Here is a 19,465-nt window from a genome sequence, read left to right as displayed (position 1 = left end):
CTTATCTCCCCTTAACCTAGGCTGATCTGTACGTCAACGCCAGCAGCTAGATCTAGACGCATCAGAGCATCAACAGTTTTGTCTGTAGGCTCAACGATGTCGATAAGGCGCTTGTGTGTACGAATTTCGTACTGGTCACGTGCGTCCTTATTAACGTGTGGAGAAATAAGAACAGTGAAGCGCTCTTTGCGAGTAGGAAGAGGGATTGGACCCTTAACCTGTGCGCCAGTACGCTTAGCTGTTTCAACGATTTCCGCAGTAGACTGGTCGATCAAACGATGATCGAAAGCCTTTAGGCGGATACGAATACGTTGGTTCTGCATTAGACAGAGCTCCAAATAAAAATTACACAAACAATATCGCCACTCACGTTCGTAAAGACGAAGGAATGTCGATTGATTTATGTGAACGTAGCATCCCTATCGGATGCATTGTCAGCCAATTTAATGACTGCGAACATAAGTCAGAGTATTCATTATGAAACATACTCGGCATAACCTGTAGTACGTCTCTCCTCAATGCTTATTGGTTCACAACAGCGCTTACAAGACTTTGTCTCTGGCAGTGGTGAGCATTATACAGATCACATTTTTGAAAGCAAGCCTTGATCGATAAATAAACAATCATTCAATTATTAATCTATATTATCAATAACTTAGTGCCTTTACATGTGGCTGTTTAATAGCAAAAATTAACCACTTCTGTTTTTTAGATATAAAAAAAGGAAGCCGAAGCTTCCTTTTTATTCAGTACTTAGTTATGCACTAATTGCTATTAAGCAATGATAGTTGCAACAACACCAGCACCAACTGTACGGCCACCTTCACGGATAGCAAAACGTAGACCTTCATCCATCGCGATAGGTGCGATTAGAGTAACAGTCATAGAGATGTTATCACCAGGCATTACCATTTCAACGCCTTCTGGTAACTCGATAGTACCAGTTACGTCAGTTGTGCGGAAGTAGAACTGTGGACGGTAACCTTTGAAGAAAGGAGTGTGACGACCGCCTTCATCTTTAGAAAGAACATAGATTTCTGAAGTGAAAGTAGTGTGTGGAGTGATTGAACCTGGCTTAGCAAGAACTTGACCACGTTCAACGTCATCACGCTTAGTACCACGTAGAAGAACACCAACGTTCTCACCAGCACGGCCTTCGTCAAGAAGCTTACGGAACATCTCAACACCAGTACATGTAGTAGTGATAGTGTCGTGAATACCGATGATAGCTACTTCGTCACCAACTTTAACGATACCTTGCTCAATACGACCAGTTACAACAGTACCACGGCCTTGGATTGAGAAAACATCTTCGATTGGAAGGATGAATGGTAGATCGATAGCACGCTCTGGCTCTGGGATGTAAGAATCTAGAGCTTCAGCTAGTTCAACAATCTTAGCTTCCCACTCAGCTTCGCCGTTAAGCGCGCCTAGTGCAGAACCCATGATTACTGGGCAATCATCACCTGGGAAATCGTACTCAGAAAGAAGTTCACGAACTTCCATCTCTACTAGTTCAAGTAGTTCTTCATCATCAACCATGTCACACTTATTCATGAATACGATGATGTAAGGAATACCAACTTGACGACCAAGTAGGATGTGCTCACGAGTTTGAGGCATAGGACCGTCAGTTGCAGCAACAACTAGGATACCACCATCCATTTGAGCAGCACCAGTGATCATGTTTTTAACATAATCGGCGTGTCCAGGACAGTCTACGTGTGCGTAGTGACGAGTAGGAGTATCGTATTCTACGTGAGAAGTAGAGATTGTGATACCGCGCTCGCGCTCTTCAGGAGCGTTATCGATAGATGCGAAGTCTTTAGCAACACCACCGTACACTTTTGCAAGTGTAGTACAGATAGCAGCTGTTAGAGTTGTTTTACCGTGGTCAACGTGACCGATTGTACCAACGTTAACATGCGGTTTTAGACGTTCAAATTTTTCTTTAGACACAATTGTGTTCCTTCCTAGTTAAGATACGCCCCCTACTAGGTCGGGGACGGCTCTGAAGTTTGTATTTTATGCGCCAATAGCCATTGACGCAATAATGAAATTAAATACGTTCAGCAATAATTTTATCAGTAACGTTCTTTGGCATTTCAGCGTACTCGCTAAACTCCATAGAATAAGACGCGCGGCCTTGTGTTGCTGATCTTAAATCAGTTGCATATCCGAACATTGCTGATAGTGGAACTTGCGCACGAATAATTTTAATACCCGCGTTGCCTTCTTCCATACCTTCGATCATGCCGCGGCGACGGTTAAGGTCACCAACAACATCACCCATCCAATCTTCTGGCGTGGTAATTTCAACTTTCATCATCGGTTCAAGCAATACTGGAGTTGCATCAAGTGCACCTTGTCGTAATGCCATTGAACCTGCGATTTTAAATGCAATTTCGCTTGAATCAGTGTCGTGGTAAGAACCATCAACTAATGTCGCTTTGACATCAATCATTGGGTAGCCTGCTAGCACGCCACTCTTCATTTGTTCTTCGATACCTGTAGCAACAGCACTAATGTATTCTTTAGGTACGCTGCCACCAACAATTTCATCTACGAATACGAAACCTTCACCCGGTTCTGATGGTTCAAGCTTTAGCCACACATGACCATATTGGCCACGGCCGCCAGTTTCACCAGCTTGACGAATGAATTTACCTTCAACTTTAGTATTACCACGAATAGTTTCACGGTAAGCAACCTGGGGTTTACCCACGTTACAGTTGACGTTAAATTCGCGCTTCATACGATCGACGATGATATCTAGGTGAAGCTCACCCATGCCAGAAATTAGAATCTGACCTGATTCAACATCGGTCTCAACGCGGAAAGATGGGTCTTCTGCAGCTAGTTTATCTAGCGCGATTGTCATCTTATCTTGATCAGCAACAGAACGTGGTTCAACCACAATCTGAATAACCGGTTCAGGGAATTCCATGCGCTCAAGGATCACTTTATGATTTTGATCGCACAAGGTATCGCCTGTCGTTGCAAATTTAAGACCAATGGCTGCCGCAATGTCACCAGCGCGCACTTCTTTGATCTCTTCACGTTTATTCGCATGCATCTGAACAATACGACCTAAACGCTCACGTTTTTCTTTTACAGTGTTGAAAACAGTATCACCTGAATTAACAACACCTGAGTATACGCGCATGAAAGTTAACGTACCTACGAACGGGTCGGTTGCGATTTTGAACGCTAGTGCTGAGAATGGTTCGTCATCACTTGAATGACGCTCAACAGGGTTACCGTGTTCGTCTTCACCAGTAATTGCTTTTACTTCAGTTGGTGAAGGTAGGAAATCAACAACAGCATCGAGTACGGCTTGAACACCTTTGTTCTTAAATGCAGAACCACAAGTTGCCAGCACGATTTCGTTGTTTAGGGTACGTTGACGCAGACCAGCTTTAATTTCAGCTTCAGTCAGTTCACCTTCTTCAAGGTATTTATCCATTAGTTCATCATTAGCTTCTGCTGCTGATTCAACTAAGTTCATGCGCCACTCTTCTGCTAACTCTTGCATGTCAGCAGGAATATCTTCATAGGTAAAACTGGTACCTTGATCAGCATCAGACCAGTTAATGGCCTTCATTTTGATCAGGTCAATTACACCTTTAAATTCATCTTCAGTACCAATATTTAATTGCAGAGGCACTGGTGTTGCACCAAGACGGTGTTTGATCTGCTCGATAACGCGGAAGAAATCTGCGCCCGTGCGATCCATCTTGTTGATAAAAACAATACGAGGAACTTCATATCGATCGGCTTGACGCCATACAGTCTCAGACTGAGGCTCTACACCTGAAGCACCACAGAACACAACAACAGCACCATCAAGTACGCGCAGTGAACGTTCAACTTCAATGGTGAAGTCTACGTGTCCTGGAGTATCAATAATGTTGATTCGGTGCTCGTCGAACTGCTTGTCCATACCACGCCAAAAGGTGGTCGTAGCAGCAGATGTGATAGTGATACCACGTTCTTGCTCCTGCTCCATCCAATCCATAGTAGCAGCGCCGTCGTGTACTTCACCAATCTTGTGAGATAGACCTGTATAAAACAGGATGCGCTCGGTAGTGGTTGTTTTACCGGCGTCAACGTGAGCACAGATACCGATATTACGGTAGCGCTCGATAGGCGTTTTGCGAGCCACGGTTGTATCCTCTTACTAAGGTGAACCTTAGAAAATGGTTTAGGCACAGCAGGAAAACCTGCTGTGCCCAAGCGGTATTACCAGCTATATTACCAGCGGTAATGTGCGAACGCTTTGTTCGCATCTGCCATACGGTGAACGTCTTCACGTTTCTTAACAGCAGAACCTTTGTTGTCAGCTGCATCTAGCATTTCGCCTGCAAGACGCTGAGCCATAGATTTTTCACCACGCTTACGCGCAGCTTCAACTAACCAACGCATAGCTAGTGCATTACGACGTACTGGACGTACTTCTACAGGCACCTGGTAAGTTGAACCACCCACACGGCGAGATTTAACTTCTACCGCTGGACGTACATTTTCAAGAGCTTTTTCGAATACAGATAAGTGTTCTTCACCAGAACGCTCAGCCATAGTTTCTAGTGCAGAGTAAACAATTTTTTCTGCAGTAGATTTCTTTCCGTCAACCATTAGGATGTTAACGAATTTTGCCAGCAATTCTGATTTGAATTTAGGATCTGGAAGGATCTTACGCTGACCGATTACGCGACGACGTGGCATGGATTATCTCCGTTGTCTTCTTCAGGTTATCCAAAACTTTTCAGTTTCTTCAAAATTAAATAATTTTAGTGTTTGGCCTTACTTAACGGAATCCATTAAGACTTAGGACGCTTCACACCGTACTTAGAACGACCTTGTTTACGGTCATTAACGCCTGCACAGTCAAGTGCACCACGAACAGTGTGGTAACGAACACCCGGTAAGTCTTTAACACGACCACCGCGGATAAGAACAACTGAGTGCTCCTGAAGGTTGTGACCTTCACCGCCGATGTATGATGTTACTTCAAAACCGTTTGTTAGACGAACACGACAAACTTTACGTAATGCTGAGTTCGGTTTTTTAGGTGTAGTAGTGTAAACACGAGTACATACACCACGTTTCTGTGGGCACGCTTCTAGTGCTGGCACGTTGCTTTTTACAACTTGCTTAGCACGTGGCTTACGTACCAACTGGTTAATAGTTGCCATTAAATAGCTCCTGATTGTTACTTTCGTAAGGTGAAAAATCTGCCTCCCAACAACAGGAGGACGCGAAATTTTAGGCATCGCACCTAAAGGTGTCAAGATCTAACCAACGATCAATTAAGTGATCATTTCTTAAACAATCACTTTTTTGTCCATATATTGTTACTAATAATGGCTTGTTACGCCCATTTCATGTGCTTGTCATGTCTTTCAGTAAGCAAAACAAAACCTTTATAATCAATAACATCTAGATCTTTATCACATTTATCTTGCAAACCACGCGCAATAATATCGGCTTCTAGTAAATAAATTTTTACGCCGATATTTTTTATTAAATCAAAGTAAATATTTTCGCTCAAGGCGACAATTACAGCGTCTTCGAGCAATAAGATCTCATCACCAGCGCAAATAAACTGTAAACATTGTGCCAATGAGTGGCTCTGAAATGGTGATCGGGTCACAGTATGTAACATCGGCACCTCAAAATGTGAGAATTTGGTGGCAACAATGCAATCTTGTCACCAGCTCAGAATGGGGACAGATATTTACGTCAATTAATAAATCATCAACGCTTAATCCGCGTTCAATTAATGACTGCTGACAAACATAAATATTTTCGATGTCATACAAAGGTAGCATTTTAAAAGTCGCGATATAATTACGACTTAAAATAGCATTCGGCTGCTGATGTTTAAGCAGTTGTAATACCCCATCACCAAGAAAAAATACATCTAATGCTTCAGTGTAAGCAGAAGCCGCCAATAGCGCATCTAAACCTTCACGACCACAACTGCTACCATGAGGTGGTTGACGAAAAACAAACCCTAAGTTATTCACTCGATTAACCTCAAAATTGAATCACGCGATCTGCACTAAGTAATACTTCAGCTAAACCACCCAATCCAGCCGCTTCAAACCCATAGGCTAAATTATGACTGGGCAATTGATGTTGTTGTGCTTCTTGTTCACCAATAATGCCACGTCGTAATGCTGCAGCCACGCAAGTATGTAATTCAACCTGATGTGTTTGCGCCAACTGCTGCCATGCAGCAACCAGATCAAATTCATCGGATGCGGGTACTGTCAGCCCATTACCATTTAAAACACCATCTTGATAAAAGAATACGCGAGTTAAGGTATGTCCTAGCTCAATAAGTGCACATGAAAATTGATAAGCTGAACGTGCGGCTTGAGTACCATAGGCTGGGCCATTAACAACAATGGCGTAAGTTAAACTCACTTGTCACCATCCTCTGTTTTTCGCTGACGAATATAAAGATAAACAGTGTGCTTTGAGATATTCAATCGATCAGCAACACGGTTAATTGCATCTTTGATGTCAAAAATACCCTTATCAAATAGCTCCATCACTATCTGACGATTTTTAGCATTATTAGATACATTCTTATCTGCGTTTATTTCTTCAATAGTGCGTTCAACGGTTTGATCCACCAATTCATCAACATCACTGGCAAAGTTTACTTTTGATGCTGCTTGTTTGGCTTCATCCGTTGGCATAAACGATTGCAGTATTTGGGTAAATGGCACATCAAGATTAACGTTAATGCACAACAACCCGATAACTTTATTATCACCATTACGAATCGCAATAGTGATTGATTTCATTAAATCACCACCTTTAGCGCGCGTGAAATAAGCACGTGAAAAATTCCGTTCTGAATTTTGAATATCACGTAAAGAGCGTAACGCAAGATCGGTGATCGGTGATCCTACTTTACGACCTGTATTCTGACCATTGGCTATTTTGATGGCCGAGGTATTTAAATCGGCTAAGGAGTGCAGAACAATTTCACAAAATGGCCCAATTAATGCGGCTAAACCGTCAACAACCGCTTCATACGCGCGCAGAATATTATCATCGTGTTCAGAAAAAATTCGTCTGTCAACGATGTCACTATCAACAATTATCTCTGTTCCAAAATTATCTACTGAAATCACGATATCACCTTCCATTTTGCTGCTTATCTACAATGCGATCGCCCTGATCTATCACCACAAGCATTCAATATAATTGATAAAATTTAAAATCTTCTCAGTAAGTTTATCAGATAATTGAACAAAAAAGACCCGACATATGCCGGGTCTGGATCAACAGTTACGCTTTTTTGTCACTAGAAAGTGATAACTTATTGCGTTTTTGTCGCTGTAGTTGTTGTTTTTACTGCTTCAACAACTGGCTGTTGAGCTTGCTTAGCATCTTTGATGCTTAATAATTCTACTTGGAAAACTAGAGTAGAATTAGCAGGAATGCTTGGATTAGCTTGTGCGCCATATGCAAGTTGTGGCGGAATAACAAATTCAAACTTAGAACCAACAGGCATTAATTGTACGCCTTCAGTCCAACCTGGAATCACTTGATTTAGTGGGAAGGTTGCTGGTTGGTTACGTTGGTATGAACTATCAAATACAGTACCGTCAGTTAGCATGCCTTTGTACTGCACTTCAACAGTATCAGTTGCAGCAGGTTTTGCGCCTGTACCTTCTTTCTCAACTTTGTACATCAAACCAGATTTAGTGGTAACTACACCGGCTTCTTTAGCAAATTTAGCGCGGAACTCTTCACCTGCTTTAATGTTCTTTTCAGCGTCAGCTTTTGCTTTCTGCTCAACAATCTTTGCAACACGTTGATCAAGAGATTGTAGTGCTTGTTGAGTTTGCTCTTGTGTCATCAGGCTCTTACCTGCAAACACATCTTCAACCCCCGCAAGTACATCTTGACGGTTCAGGTTAAGGCCAAGTTCTTTTTGTTGATCAAGGTTAGCTGATAGGTATTGTGCTAGTGATGCACCAATAGCATACGCTGCTTTTTGATCTTCAGTTTTAAATTCAACTTTAGCAGCATCCGTTGTTGCAACAGCAGCTGAAGCCGTTGTTTGTTCAACTTTTGCAGGCTCAGCAGGCTTGTTGGTGTCTGCTTTATTATCGTCCTGACAACCCACAGCAAGGAAGATTGTTGCTGCTAATACAGACATCTTTAAAATAGGCTTCATGTATTTCTCCATCAGTCATTGAGGTCATGCCTCACTTTTACACTGTGTTTATTAGTATGAGTATGAAAACAAAATTATATCAATATACTACTACCAGTCTGATTAAGTAACTGTAAATACTTAGCGCTGCAGTTATTTAATCAGATTCATTTCTTCTATCTAGTTACCCTAATAAAGCGGAACCAGAGCTTAATGTACAAGAAATTTTTGTCAGTTAGTCTACTTTTCTCTACCTTTGCCTTAAGCGGTTGTTTTCTATTTAATTCAGAACTCCAACGCTGGCATCTTGCTCAACAAGGTAGCACGAGCTTAAGCCTTAGTCGTGATGGCCGTTTTGCACTTATTAGTACAAACATACAAGGTATCGCGCTATGGGATTTACAGCAAAACAAAAAGTTAGCTGATTTTGGTTCTCAAGATCAATATCACAATAGCGTGATAACAAGTTATATATCTGATAACAATCGTTATGCCATAACCGCAACAACTCAAAATTTTGCCGTATGGGATTTGGGATGGTCACAAGCCCATGGGTTATGGTCAATTGATAACGCAAAAATTCAAGATGTCGCTATTGCCAATAATGGCACTGACGTATTGTTAGCATTAAATAACGGTAAAGCCTTGTTTATTGATCTGACAAATGGTCGACGGCTCGAATTTTTAGCGCATCGAAACAATGTTAATAGTGTTGCCCTTTCTGCCAATGGCCGCTATGCCCTTTCTGGAGGCAATGATCACCACGCCTATTTATGGGATACCCGCAGCGGACAGATTATTTATTCATTTAAGCATAGCAGCCGTGTCAACCAAGTCGCACTGCAACGCGATGGAAAATTCGCTTTTTCTGCTACCGATAATAATGACAATATTATTTGGGATTTAACTACGGGTAACAAAATCACTCAATTAGCGATGAAAGTACGTTATCAAACCCTTTCAAGTGCACGTTTTTCTGATGATGGTCAATTTTTGGTAACGGGATCACCGTCACGCCGAGTCGAATTATGGCGCACAGATAATGGTGAAAATATCAAAAATTGGCGTGCGGAAGTACAGCCAGGGGCTCGACCCGCCACAGCAGTGGTGTATGATGTCGCTATTAGCCCTACAGGTAATGTTGTCGCTGGCTCATCTGCTGGTTACGCTCAAGCCTGGTCAACCGACTGAAAGATATCCCATGAATGAGATACAACAACTACAAAGCCGTCTTGATGAACTCGAGATGAAACTCGCCTTCCAAGAACAGACCATTGATGAATTAAATGATGCACTAACGAAGCAGCAATTTATGATTGATCGAATGGAAGTACAACTTAAGTTTATGGTCGGTAAAGTTAAAGGTATGCAAACCTCTAATATGGCAGATGAATCAGAAGAAACACCTCCACCACATTATTAAATAGAGATTCGAGGTTCGAGGTTCGAGGTTCGAGGTTCGACAAGATAAAAACAAAAAAGGAAGCCGAGGCTTCCTTTTTTTATGATCACAATAAATGTGATTAGTGAGAACAGCCGCAGCCGCCCTTACCTTCGCCACCGCAACAACCTTCGTCGTTACCGTGATCATGGTCGCCGCCACAGCAATCGTCGTCACCGTGATCGCCACAACCGCCTTCACCACCACAACAACCGCCACCTTGGTGTAGGTGACCGTGTTCAATTTCTTCTTCAGTTGCAGCACGTACAGCAACAACTTCAACGTCAAAACCAAGTGTTTGACCAGCAAGCATGTGGTTACCATCAACAACAACTTCGTCGCCGTCAACTTCAGTTACTTCTACAGGGATTGGACCTTGATCAGTATCAGCTAGGAAACGCATACCAACAGTGATTTCATCAACACCTTGGAATACATTTGCAGGAACACGTTGAACCATTTCGTCCATGTGCTCGCCGTAAGCTTCTTCAGGAGCAACAGTGATTTCAAACTTGTCGCCTGCCACGTGGCCTTCAAGCGCTTTTTCCAGACCAGGAATAAGGTTGTTGTGACCGTGTAGGTAATCAAGAGGTACTTCAACTGTTGATTGATCGACAACGATACCTTCTTCAGTTTTCACTTGGTAAGCTAGGCTTACTACTGTGTCTTTAGCGACTTTCATGTTAACTCCAAAATTTAAGCTTGGGGTGATAGTTTTTGTTCCCATATCATACAGGATAATACCATTGAGATGCCATTATCACATTAGTCTGGTTTAAAAATCCCTATCACTTGTTGTTTGGTTGCTGAAGAAAGTTGTTCACTTTCTTTTACTGACTGTGGCAAACGTGTATCAAGGTGATGACACAGTGCACATTCAATATGTTCAATGTCATGTTGTTGCCACCAGCGTAATGTATCTTGTGCTTGGCAATTCGGACACACTGCACCTGCAATAAATCGTTTCTTGATCATTGAATCATTCCTTGATTAATCCCAATCTTGGTGGCGTTGTTGCTCACCACGCATTTCACGATCAAAAATATCTTCCAACTCTTTACGAGCCTCTTTTTGACGTGATGCTAAATTGACATCTTCACTATGCTGAGGCAGTAAATCACGTAATGCTTGGCTATCGATTTTACGAAAATGCGCCTGAGCACGATTCGCTTTATAAGGATGTATACCCAAAGATATGAGGGCTTGGCGACCTAAATCAAGGGCACCTTCAAATGTTTCACGTGAAAAACATTCAACCCCATGACTTAATAACTGATGGGCTTCAACTCGACTACGTGCGCGCGCCATTAATTTCAATCGAGGAAAGTGCTGTTGGCATAACGCGACCACTTCCATCACTTCATTTGGGTCATCCGTACAGATAATCAAGGCTTCAGCATTCTCTGCTCCCGCCGAACGTAATAAATCCAATTGCGTCGCATCACCGTAATAGACCTTATAACCAAATTTACGCAAAAATTGAATTTGACTGGGATCGCGCTCTAATACAGTAACGCGAATTTTATTGGCAAACAGTAGCCGTCCCACCACCTGCCCAAATCGACCAAACCCGGTAATAATGACGCGCGGCTGGCGATCAATGACATCCGAAACTGGTTGCTGTGAATTTTCTGCTTGAAAGCTACGGCGATACCACTGTTTTTGTAGCTGTAAAATTAATGGCGTCGTCATCATCGATAAACTAACAACCACTAATAACAACGGTGCTAACTCACCACTTAATAATCCATCAGCTTTAGCTGCCGTAAACAACACAAAAGCAAACTCTCCACCTTGGCTTAAAATAACCGCCATTTGACTACGCGATTTTTCACCAACGCCAAACAGGCGCGCCAATAGATAAAGAATACCAGTCTTAAGGGTCACTAAGCCAATAACTACCGCAAGGATCTGTAATGGGTATTGTAATAACAACCCCAGATTAACCGCCATGCCAACCGAGATAAAAAACAATCCCAGTAATAATCCTTTGAATGGTTCGATAGCTATTTCAAGTTCATGCCGATATTCACTTTCAGCCAGTAATACACCCGCTAAAAATGCACCAAGTGCCATCGACAAACCGATCATCTGCATTATCAATGCAATACCAATGACTAATAATAACGCGGCCACGTTAAATAACTCACGCACACCACTCATCACCACATAACGAAATAACGGCCGCAACAAAAAGTGGCCAGCAACTAAAAACAGTACAATGCAGCCTAACATCCAAATGCCATCCAGCCAGGTGCCACCAGCATTACCTGCCAGCAATGGTAATAACGCTAACATTGGAATAACCGCGATATCTTGAAACAGCAGTACGGCAAATCCTGATTGACCCGTTTCGCTACCACTTAATTGTTGTTCGTCTATCACCCGTAATGCAATCGCAGTTGACGATAATGCCAACCCCATGCCGATAACAATCGCATCACGCCAACCAAGCTCAGGAAAAAACCATCGCCAGCCAAGAGCAATTGCAGCAATAACCAGCGTCGAGATCACCACTTGGCTGCCACCTAATCCTAAAATTGGCTTACGCATTTGCCATAATTTTTTCGGGTTAAGTTCCAAACCGATAAGGAACAGTAACAACACCACCCCAAACTCAGAAAAGTGCAATATTGCATCCACATCAGAGATTAATCCCAATCCCCATGGTCCAATACCAATGCCAGCAATGAGATACCCCAATACCGAACCGAGACCTAATCGTTGTGCTAACGGTACCGCAATAATGGCTGCCCCTAAAAAAATCACCATCACCACTAAAAAGTCATTATCCATGGCTGGCTCCTGTGGCTAATGGTAATTGCGGATCGTATTGATGAGGGTTGATTAACCACTGCCGATACCATCGTGCGTACTGTTGTCGCTCCAATTCTGGAATTCGCCGAGCCCAATGCACCACTAATGGCGGCAACCATTGCATTCGGCAAAGATCAGCACACAATTCAAACGGCTTTAAAATATCGTCAATACTACATCGGTTATAGCCATCAGGACTGTAAGCTTCCGCAGCACCGCCAGTGGTGATCACTGAGCGCCAATATTTACCTGCCGTCGCTTTGCCATCACCATGGGCAAACCCTTTGGTTAACACTCGATCAAGCCACTCTTTCAATAGTGACGGACAAGAGTACATATACAATGGATGTTGAAATATGATCACATCATGCGCCACTACCCGTGCTCGTTCAGCGACCTCATCAATAAAAAAATCAGGATAAGTGGCATATAAATCATGCACAGTAACATGAGGTAGTTGCTCTATTTCATTGAGTAATGTTTGATTCGCAACGGATTCTTGAGGATCGGGGTGAGCAAAGATAATTAATATTTTTAAATCGGTCATATTGTCCTTTGCACGTCGTTAAATGATCCAAGTAATACTTTGCTAGAGTATTACGGTGCCCAATTGTTAACTATCATACCTAATTGTTACTTAATATGATCATTTAGTTGGCTTTTCTATTTTATACAAACCAGCATCTCCCCCATGTAAGTACCGTGTTAACTCGGTGTCAGGTTAGCCACTGGTTCAAGTTTGGGTTAGACTCCTGAACATAATTCCAGTTTAATTTTGTGGAGCGGGCACGTCCCCGGCGCTATCGATGATTATCTTCTCAGATATCCAACTTCTACGTGGTGGTAAAGTTCTGCTTGAAAATGCCACAGCAACCATTAACCCTGGCGATAAAGTCGGTCTGGTGGGTAAAAATGGGTGTGGTAAATCAACCCTATTCGCATTACTCAAAAATGAACTCAGCTTAGATGGCGGTAATTGTCAGTTTCCAAGTAATTGGGAATTAGCGTGGGTAGCCCAAGAAACTCCAGCACTGGAGCGAGCGGCAATTGAATATGTGATTGATGGTGATCGCGAATACCGCGAACTTGAACGTCAATTAATCGCAGCAGAACTGGCTGATAACGGCAATAAAGTCGCTGAACTGCATGGTAAAATTGATACCATTGGTGGTTATAGTATCAATGCTCGTGCAGCAGAATTATTGAATGGTTTAGGCTTTTCACAACATCAAATGCAGTGGAACTTAACCCAGTTCTCTGGTGGTTGGCGCATGCGTTTAAACCTTGCCCAAGCACTGCTATGTCGTTCTGACCTATTATTACTCGATGAGCCAACCAACCACTTAGATCTTGATGCGGTAATGTGGCTTGAGAAGTGGCTTCAAAGCTACCGTGGCACACTAGTACTGATTTCTCATGACCGCGATTTCTTAGATCCGGTTATCAACCGCATTATTCACGTTGAAAACCAAACCATGAACAGTTACACCGGTAACTATTCCTCGTTTGAAGTTCAACGTGCAGAAAAACTGGTATTGCAACAAGCAATGTTTCAAAAGCAGCAGAAGCAAATGACGCACATGCAGTCATATATCGAACGCTTTCGTTACAAAGCCAGCAAAGCACGCCAAGCGCAAAGCCGTATTAAAGCATTAGAACGGATGGAGAAAGTACTACCAGCGCAGCTTGATAACCCATTTACGTTTGAGTTTAGAGAACCCAGCGCACTGCCAAATCCAATTTTGATGATGGATCATGTCGCTGCTGGTTATGATGATTTACTGATTCTAGAAAAGATCCGCTTAAACTTAGTACCGGGAAGCCGAATTGGATTACTGGGGCGTAATGGTGCCGGTAAATCAACCTTAATTAAAATGCTCGCAGGTGATTTACCCGCTAAAGCCGGTGATATGGCGTTCTCACAAGGGGTTAAAATTGGCTACTTCGCTCAGCATCAATTAGAAACTTTATACCTTGATGACACCCCGGTCCAACACATGGCACGTATCGCGCCAAACTCAACCGAACAACAACTGCGTGATTACTTAGGCAGTTTTGGTTTTATTGGCGATAAAGCACTAGAGAAAGTCGGTCCTTTTTCTGGGGGTGAAAAAGCGCGCTTGGTATTAGCGTTAATTGTTTGGCAACGTCCAAACCTATTGTTACTCGATGAACCGACTAACCACCTTGACTTAGATATGCGTCAAGCACTGACCTTCGCGTTGCAATCTTATGAAGGCGCAATGGTTATTGTTAGTCACGACCGTTACTTACTCCGTGCAACGACCGATGATTTATACTTGGTTCACGATCGCCAAGTAGTGCCTTTTGATGGTGATTTAGGTGATTACCACAAGTGGTTAGGCGAACAGCAACGCAATGAACGTCGTGAGCAGCAAGCAGCAAAACCTGAAACCAATAAAGACAATAGTGCTGCATCACGTAAAGAACAAAAACGTTTAGATGCTGAGTTCCGTAAACAAACCGCACCGATTCGCAAAGAGATCACTAAGCTTGAAAAGCAAATGGATAAGCTTAATGCGATCATCACCGCTGCAGAAACAGCATTAAGTGATAGCACCATTTATGAGCCTGAAAATAAAGCGCAAATGAATGAACAGTTGAAGCTTCAAGGCGATGCTAAATCCGATCTTGAAGACATTGAAGTCGCCTGGATGGAACTACAAGAACAACTAGAAGAAATGGAAAGCCAGCTTAACGCTGAGTGATCATTTAACGCCGTAGTGATAGTTTTATTACTCCGGCGTTTTTATTAAGATCAAGGACATTACATGCAACCATTTAGCGCTGCTACCGGATTAGGTAATCCTCACTTACAAACCTTATTACCTCGCTTTATTCGTCGCCAGCCCCTCTTTACCCCTATCACTCAACGCCTTGAAATGCCTGATGGCGATTTTATCGATCTTGCTTGGACAGAGCAGCCAGACCACACTAACCATCATCAGCCATTGATGATTTTATTACATGGTTTAGAAGGCAGTTTTAACAGCCCTTATGCTAATGGCTTATTGATGGCCGCCAAACAGCAAGGCTGGCTTGGAGTAATGATGCATTTTAGAGGCTGCAGCGGTGAATTAAATCGTCATCCACAAAGCTATCATTCCGGTGACATCAAAGATGTACGCTTCTTCATTCAATGGCTACGGCAGCAATTTCCACAACGCCCATTTATGGCTGTTGGGGTATCTCTGGGTGGTAATGTATTGATTAATTACTTAGCTAACTACCGTGACAATAGCGAACTGATTGCCGCTCAAGCGATTTCACCACCACTTAACCTTGCCTCCTGTTCTGATCGTATTCAGCAAGGGTTCTCACGAGTATATCAACGCTACTTACTAACATCGCTTAAACGCACCATTGCCAAAAAGATTGAACGTCAGCCTCACACTATGCCCATTAATCAGCAACAGTTAGCATCGATTAACAATGTGTGGCAATTCGATCAAGCAGTAACAGCACCATTACATGGCTTCAAAAATGCTAATGACTACTATCAACGTTGCAGTGGCTTACTGCAACTGACAAATATTCGTCGTCCTTTACGAATCATTCATGCTAAAGATGATCCGTTTATGAACAGCGATGTTATTCCATCACAGCCATTACCCGCCAACATTCGTTATGATTTATCAGCCACCGGTGGTCATGTCGGTTTTATCAATGGCAGCTTACTCAAACCACAATTTTGGTTAGAGCACACAGTGCCTGCATGGTTTCAACAACAATTAGATCAACATCAAACAACCCAACCAAATAATGACTGACTTTCTTTCATGCTAATTTTAAGAATATACTGCGGCTATTATTTTATTAGTCATTTAAGAAGTTGTAATGATTATCCCTTGGCAAGACATCGCACCAGAAACACTCACTAACCTTATCGAACAATTTATTTTACGAGAAGGCACTGATTATGGCGAAGTTGAAATCAGCCTCAGTGATAAAGTGGCTTATGTACGACGCCAATTACAATCTGGTGATGCTGTAATTGTTTTCTCTGAATTGCATGAATCAGTAGATATTAAGCTCCGCAATCAAATGTAATCACTACATTATTGTAGCGATAACCATTAAAACTTGGTATCAGTTGCATTTTTATCACTTAATACCGACATTTTAGCAAACATGTAGTAACATTTATCGCTGACCATTATTTGTTATTAAACCTGTGCTAATCACAACAACAAGGTGAGTTATGTCGGTAAAACACCCTATTATTGCTGTCACTGGTTCATCAGGCGCGGGTACGACCACCACCTCTGAAGCCTTCCGCAAAATGTTTAATATGATGGACATCAACGCCGCATGGTTAGAAGGCGATAGTTTTCATCGTTTTACTCGCCCAGAGATGGATTGTGAGATTCGTAAAGCCAAAGAACAAGGTCGTCATATCAGCTATTTCGGTGCAGAAGCCAATGACTTTGAACAGTTAGCCCACTTTTTCGAGCAATATGCTCAAGACGGCAGTGGCAAGTTTCGGCGTTACTTACATACCTTTGATGAAGCCGTACCTTATAATCAAATGCCGGGTACTTTCACGCCTTGGCAACAGTTAGCTGAAAATACTGATGTGTTATTTTATGAAGGGCTACATGGCGGTGTGGTTGATGGTGAAACCAATGTCGCTCAGCATGTTGATTTACTGATTGGGATGGTGCCCATTGTAAACTTAGAGTGGATTCAAAAGATCATTCGCGACACTCGCGACCGCGGTCATTCAAGAGAAGCGGTGATGGAATCAATTGTGCGCTCAATGGATGACTATCTTAATTACATCACACCCCAATTTTCTCGCACCCATATTAATTTTCAACGAGTCCCTACCGTTGATACGTCAAACCCTGTCAGTGCGAAAGGTATTCCAAGTTTAGATGAAAGCTTTGTCGTGATCCGGTTTCGTGGCTTAAAAAATGTCGACTTTCCACATTTATTGGCGATGATTCAAGGCTCATTTATGTCACGCCACAATACCCTTGTGGTTCCTGGTGGGAAAATGAGTTTTGCGATGGAACTGATTATGCGACCGTTGCTTGAACAACTCATTGAAAATGGAAAAATAGCGTAAGCATTATTTCTTGTATGATACTCAGAAGTAAGTATCAGACGTAGCTCTCACTACTCGTTGATAAACGGTTACTGATATCAGCAACCGTCATCGTCATCGAGTTACGCCACAACAATCTCATAGCTGTGACTCATTTCAACACCTTTACCTAGCATCAAACAAACTGAGCAATATTTTTCAAGCGAGTCAGCCACCACCTTACTCACTAGTGCATCATTTAAATCATGGCCAGTAACAACAAAGTGTAAATTGGCATGAGTGAAAATTCGTGGCGCTTGTTCACGACGTTCGGCGAAGATATTCACTTCACAAGCCGTGATCTGCTGTTGTAAATCTTGTAAACCACTAACAACATCCACAGAGCTACATCCCCCGGCAGCCATTAATACCAACTCCATTGGACTTGGCCCTTTTTCACCACCGTTACCATCTAAAACGACACTATGGCCCGATGCTGATTGGCCAACAAACGTCATGTTTTCTACCCATTTTACACGTGACTGCATTTTTATATCCTTGAGCTATATTATTTAAAATTTGATCTTATTTTTGTTGATAATTCCATCGATGTAAACGTTATTTATTTTGTTTAATGCTAATTGTGTTGCATATTTCTATTGCTAGAATTGGAGAGCAAAATCACTTTGAAACGGTGCTTTTGGTAACTAAGTCACAACGATGTGATCATGTGCACACTTATCTCTCATAAATGAGCGGGTCATCGAGATCAATATCAAGAAAAAGCCCCAAAAAAAGGATACACTCTAAACCAGTTTAAGTTAGCTCGCAGCCCATCAGCTGAGTGAATAACTCTGCCAACGCACAGTTTTGTCGAGTTATCTTTACAGAACATATTGTTGGGCAACATATGCAGAGGAAGTTAGTAATATGGTTCCAGGTAAACCGCAAACAGATCCAACTTTAGAGTGGTTTCTTTCCCATTGTCACATTCACAAATATCCATCAAAGAGCACGTTAATTCACGCAGGTGAAAAAGCAGAGACTTTGTACTACATCGTGAAGGGTTCTGTTGCTGTATTAATCAAGGATGAAGAAGGTAAGGAGATGATCCTTTCTTACCTAAACCAGGGCGACTTTATTGGTGAACTCGGCTTGTTCGAAGAAGACCAAGAACGTACAGCTTGGGTTCGCGCAAAAAGCCCTTGTGAAGTTGCAGAAATTTCATTTAAAAAATTCCGTCAATTAATTCAAGTTAACCCAGATATTCTAATGCGTCTATCTGCTCAAATGGCATGTCGTCTACAAGTGACAAGTCAAAAAGTGGGTGATCTTGCGTTCCTTGATGTTACAGGTCGTATTGCACAGACATTACTGAATCTTGCAAAACAACCTGATGCAATGACACACCCTGATGGCATGCAAATTAAGATCACTCGTCAAGAAATTGGTCAGATCGTAGGTTGTTCTCGCGAAACAGTCGGCCGTATTCTTAAAATGCTAGAAGAGCAAAATCTTATTTCTGCTCATGGCAAGACTATTGTGGTTTACGGTACACGCTAATTATTTTAGTCATACCAAAATCACCGATGAAACCGCAGCTTATGCCTGCGGTTTTTTTTTATCACTCCCCAGATGATCACCGTAAAACAATCATTGAACACTCAGGCATTAGTGTTAAATTTTAACTTGTAATAACATCTATTTATGCTACATTTTGCTCACAAATGGATTTTAAATCGATGATGGTCAATATGGATATTGAACGCTTTTCAGTTAACAGTTACACCACGGTACCTGGGATATTAACTAGTCAGCCAACAACCATTGAAATGACAGGGTTTAGTGATAGTCGCTGTTATCTCGAACAACAAACCGGATTACGTCGCTGCCCTGCAGATGAATCAGGTGTTTGGGCTTCACCACTGGATAACTAACCCTTCAACAACAGTGCTTATGCGCTAAGCACTGTTTA

23 protein-coding genes are annotated in these 19,465 nt (G+C 42.3%); 8 read left to right on the top strand and 15 right to left on the bottom strand.

Annotation, left to right across the window (positions count from 1 at the left end; genetic code table 11):
- Positions 1 to 11 precede the first annotated feature (11 nt).
- The 10 genes from rpsJ to fkpA form a co-directional block, all read right to left on the bottom strand.
- Entirely contained in the window at positions 12 to 323 is a 312-nt protein-coding gene (gene rpsJ / locus ACJZU6_RS02955) for a 30S ribosomal protein S10 (protein ID WP_002541412.1), read from the bottom strand.
- 451 nt (positions 324 to 774) lie between these two features.
- Entirely contained in the window at positions 775 to 1,959 is a 1,185-nt protein-coding gene (gene tuf / locus ACJZU6_RS02950) for an elongation factor Tu (RefSeq protein WP_107276051.1), read from the bottom strand.
- 100 nt (positions 1,960 to 2,059) lie between these two features.
- Positions 2,060 to 4,165, bottom strand: coding sequence for an elongation factor G (gene fusA, locus ACJZU6_RS02945; protein ID WP_080158723.1), 2,106 nt, complete (start codon positions 4,163 to 4,165; stop codon positions 2,060 to 2,062).
- 89 nt (positions 4,166 to 4,254) lie between these two features.
- The gene (gene rpsG, locus ACJZU6_RS02940; protein ID WP_080158724.1) at positions 4,255 to 4,725 is read right to left on the bottom strand and encodes a 30S ribosomal protein S7; all 471 of its coding nucleotides are present in this window, start codon (positions 4,723 to 4,725) and stop codon (positions 4,255 to 4,257) included.
- A 95-nt stretch (positions 4,726 to 4,820) separates the two neighbouring features.
- Positions 4,821 to 5,195 (bottom strand): 30S ribosomal protein S12, encoded by a 375-nt coding sequence (gene rpsL, locus ACJZU6_RS02935; RefSeq protein WP_004399892.1) that lies wholly within the window; start codon positions 5,193 to 5,195, stop codon positions 4,821 to 4,823.
- A 176-nt stretch (positions 5,196 to 5,371) separates the two neighbouring features.
- The gene (tusB, locus tag ACJZU6_RS02930; protein ID WP_080158725.1) at positions 5,372 to 5,665 is read right to left on the bottom strand and encodes a sulfurtransferase complex subunit TusB; all 294 of its coding nucleotides are present in this window, start codon (positions 5,663 to 5,665) and stop codon (positions 5,372 to 5,374) included.
- A gap of 7 nt (positions 5,666 to 5,672) precedes the next feature.
- Positions 5,673 to 6,029, bottom strand: a complete 357-nt coding sequence (tusC, locus tag ACJZU6_RS02925; protein ID WP_408900619.1) for a sulfurtransferase complex subunit TusC — start codon at positions 6,027 to 6,029, stop codon at positions 5,673 to 5,675.
- A gap of 10 nt (positions 6,030 to 6,039) precedes the next feature.
- Positions 6,040 to 6,432, bottom strand: a complete 393-nt coding sequence (gene tusD, locus ACJZU6_RS02920) for a sulfurtransferase complex subunit TusD (RefSeq protein ID WP_080158727.1) — start codon at positions 6,430 to 6,432, stop codon at positions 6,040 to 6,042.
- Positions 6,429 to 7,151, bottom strand: coding sequence for a transcriptional regulator (locus ACJZU6_RS02915; protein ID WP_080158806.1), 723 nt, complete (start codon positions 7,149 to 7,151; stop codon positions 6,429 to 6,431). The genes tusD and ACJZU6_RS02915 overlap by 4 nt, the downstream gene beginning before the upstream one ends.
- A gap of 188 nt (positions 7,152 to 7,339) precedes the next feature.
- Entirely contained in the window at positions 7,340 to 8,203 is an 864-nt protein-coding gene (gene fkpA, locus ACJZU6_RS02910) for an FKBP-type peptidyl-prolyl cis-trans isomerase (RefSeq protein ID WP_107276048.1), read from the bottom strand.
- 192 nt (positions 8,204 to 8,395) lie between these two features.
- On the opposite strand from fkpA, the gene ACJZU6_RS02905 reads away from it, so the two are divergent.
- Complete coding sequence (locus ACJZU6_RS02905) at positions 8,396 to 9,373, top strand: WD40 repeat domain-containing protein (RefSeq protein WP_080158729.1); 978 nt, start codon at positions 8,396 to 8,398, stop codon at positions 9,371 to 9,373.
- Positions 9,374 to 9,383: 10 nt separating this feature from the next.
- Complete coding sequence (locus ACJZU6_RS02900; protein WP_045035979.1) at positions 9,384 to 9,605, top strand: SlyX family protein; 222 nt, start codon at positions 9,384 to 9,386, stop codon at positions 9,603 to 9,605.
- A 100-nt stretch (positions 9,606 to 9,705) separates the two neighbouring features.
- Here ACJZU6_RS02900 and slyD read toward each other — a convergent pair whose 3' ends face one another.
- The 4 genes from slyD to kefG form a co-directional block, all read right to left on the bottom strand.
- Positions 9,706 to 10,305, bottom strand: a complete 600-nt coding sequence (slyD, locus tag ACJZU6_RS02895; protein WP_045028976.1) for a peptidylprolyl isomerase — start codon at positions 10,303 to 10,305, stop codon at positions 9,706 to 9,708.
- An 83-nt stretch (positions 10,306 to 10,388) separates the two neighbouring features.
- The gene (locus tag ACJZU6_RS02890; RefSeq protein ID WP_080158730.1) at positions 10,389 to 10,598 is read right to left on the bottom strand and encodes a YheV family putative zinc ribbon protein; all 210 of its coding nucleotides are present in this window, start codon (positions 10,596 to 10,598) and stop codon (positions 10,389 to 10,391) included.
- Positions 10,599 to 10,613: 15 nt separating this feature from the next.
- Positions 10,614 to 12,419, bottom strand: coding sequence for a glutathione-regulated potassium-efflux system protein KefB (gene kefB, locus ACJZU6_RS02885; RefSeq protein WP_408900618.1), 1,806 nt, complete (start codon positions 12,417 to 12,419; stop codon positions 10,614 to 10,616).
- Positions 12,412 to 12,987, bottom strand: a complete 576-nt coding sequence (gene kefG / locus ACJZU6_RS02880; protein ID WP_080158732.1) for a glutathione-regulated potassium-efflux system ancillary protein KefG — start codon at positions 12,985 to 12,987, stop codon at positions 12,412 to 12,414. The genes kefB and kefG overlap by 8 nt, the downstream gene beginning before the upstream one ends.
- A 259-nt stretch (positions 12,988 to 13,246) precedes the next feature.
- Here kefG and ACJZU6_RS02875 point away from each other — a divergent pair, with 259 nt between their 5' ends.
- The 4 genes from ACJZU6_RS02875 (at position 13,247) to ACJZU6_RS02860 (ending at position 17,532) form a co-directional block, all read left to right on the top strand.
- Positions 13,247 to 15,169 (top strand): ABC transporter ATP-binding protein, encoded by a 1,923-nt coding sequence (locus ACJZU6_RS02875; protein ID WP_107276045.1) that lies wholly within the window; start codon positions 13,247 to 13,249, stop codon positions 15,167 to 15,169.
- Between the two features lie 63 nt (positions 15,170 to 15,232).
- Positions 15,233 to 16,231, top strand: coding sequence for a hydrolase (locus tag ACJZU6_RS02870; RefSeq protein WP_107276044.1), 999 nt, complete (start codon positions 15,233 to 15,235; stop codon positions 16,229 to 16,231).
- A gap of 67 nt (positions 16,232 to 16,298) precedes the next feature.
- Positions 16,299 to 16,511 (top strand): YheU family protein, encoded by a 213-nt coding sequence (locus ACJZU6_RS02865; RefSeq protein WP_080158735.1) that lies wholly within the window; start codon positions 16,299 to 16,301, stop codon positions 16,509 to 16,511.
- Between the two features lie 151 nt (positions 16,512 to 16,662).
- Positions 16,663 to 17,532 (top strand): phosphoribulokinase, encoded by an 870-nt coding sequence (locus ACJZU6_RS02860; RefSeq protein WP_080158736.1) that lies wholly within the window; start codon positions 16,663 to 16,665, stop codon positions 17,530 to 17,532.
- Between the two features lie 101 nt (positions 17,533 to 17,633).
- Here ACJZU6_RS02860 and ACJZU6_RS02855 read toward each other — a convergent pair whose 3' ends face one another.
- Positions 17,634 to 18,038: an OsmC family protein gene (locus tag ACJZU6_RS02855; RefSeq protein ID WP_080158737.1), complete on the bottom strand. Its 405-nt coding sequence runs from the start codon at positions 18,036 to 18,038 to the stop codon at positions 17,634 to 17,636.
- Positions 18,039 to 18,420: 382 nt separating this feature from the next.
- Between ACJZU6_RS02855 and crp the strand changes: the two genes are divergently transcribed.
- Positions 18,421 to 19,053 (top strand): cAMP-activated global transcriptional regulator CRP, encoded by a 633-nt coding sequence (gene crp, locus ACJZU6_RS02850; protein ID WP_036789513.1) that lies wholly within the window; start codon positions 18,421 to 18,423, stop codon positions 19,051 to 19,053.
- 179 nt (positions 19,054 to 19,232) lie between these two features.
- Positions 19,233 to 19,427: a hypothetical protein gene (locus tag ACJZU6_RS02845; RefSeq protein ID WP_235865966.1), complete on the top strand. Its 195-nt coding sequence runs from the start codon at positions 19,233 to 19,235 to the stop codon at positions 19,425 to 19,427.
- The last annotated feature ends 38 nt before the right edge of the window (positions 19,428 to 19,465 follow it).

The sequence above is a fragment of the Photobacterium piscicola genome (genome assembly GCF_046058925.1).
In the GTDB taxonomy this organism is placed as follows: domain Bacteria; phylum Pseudomonadota; class Gammaproteobacteria; order Enterobacterales; family Vibrionaceae; genus Photobacterium; species Photobacterium piscicola.
The sequence above is the reverse complement of the archived record's forward strand: the minus strand, read 5'-3'. Positions and strand labels throughout refer to the sequence as shown.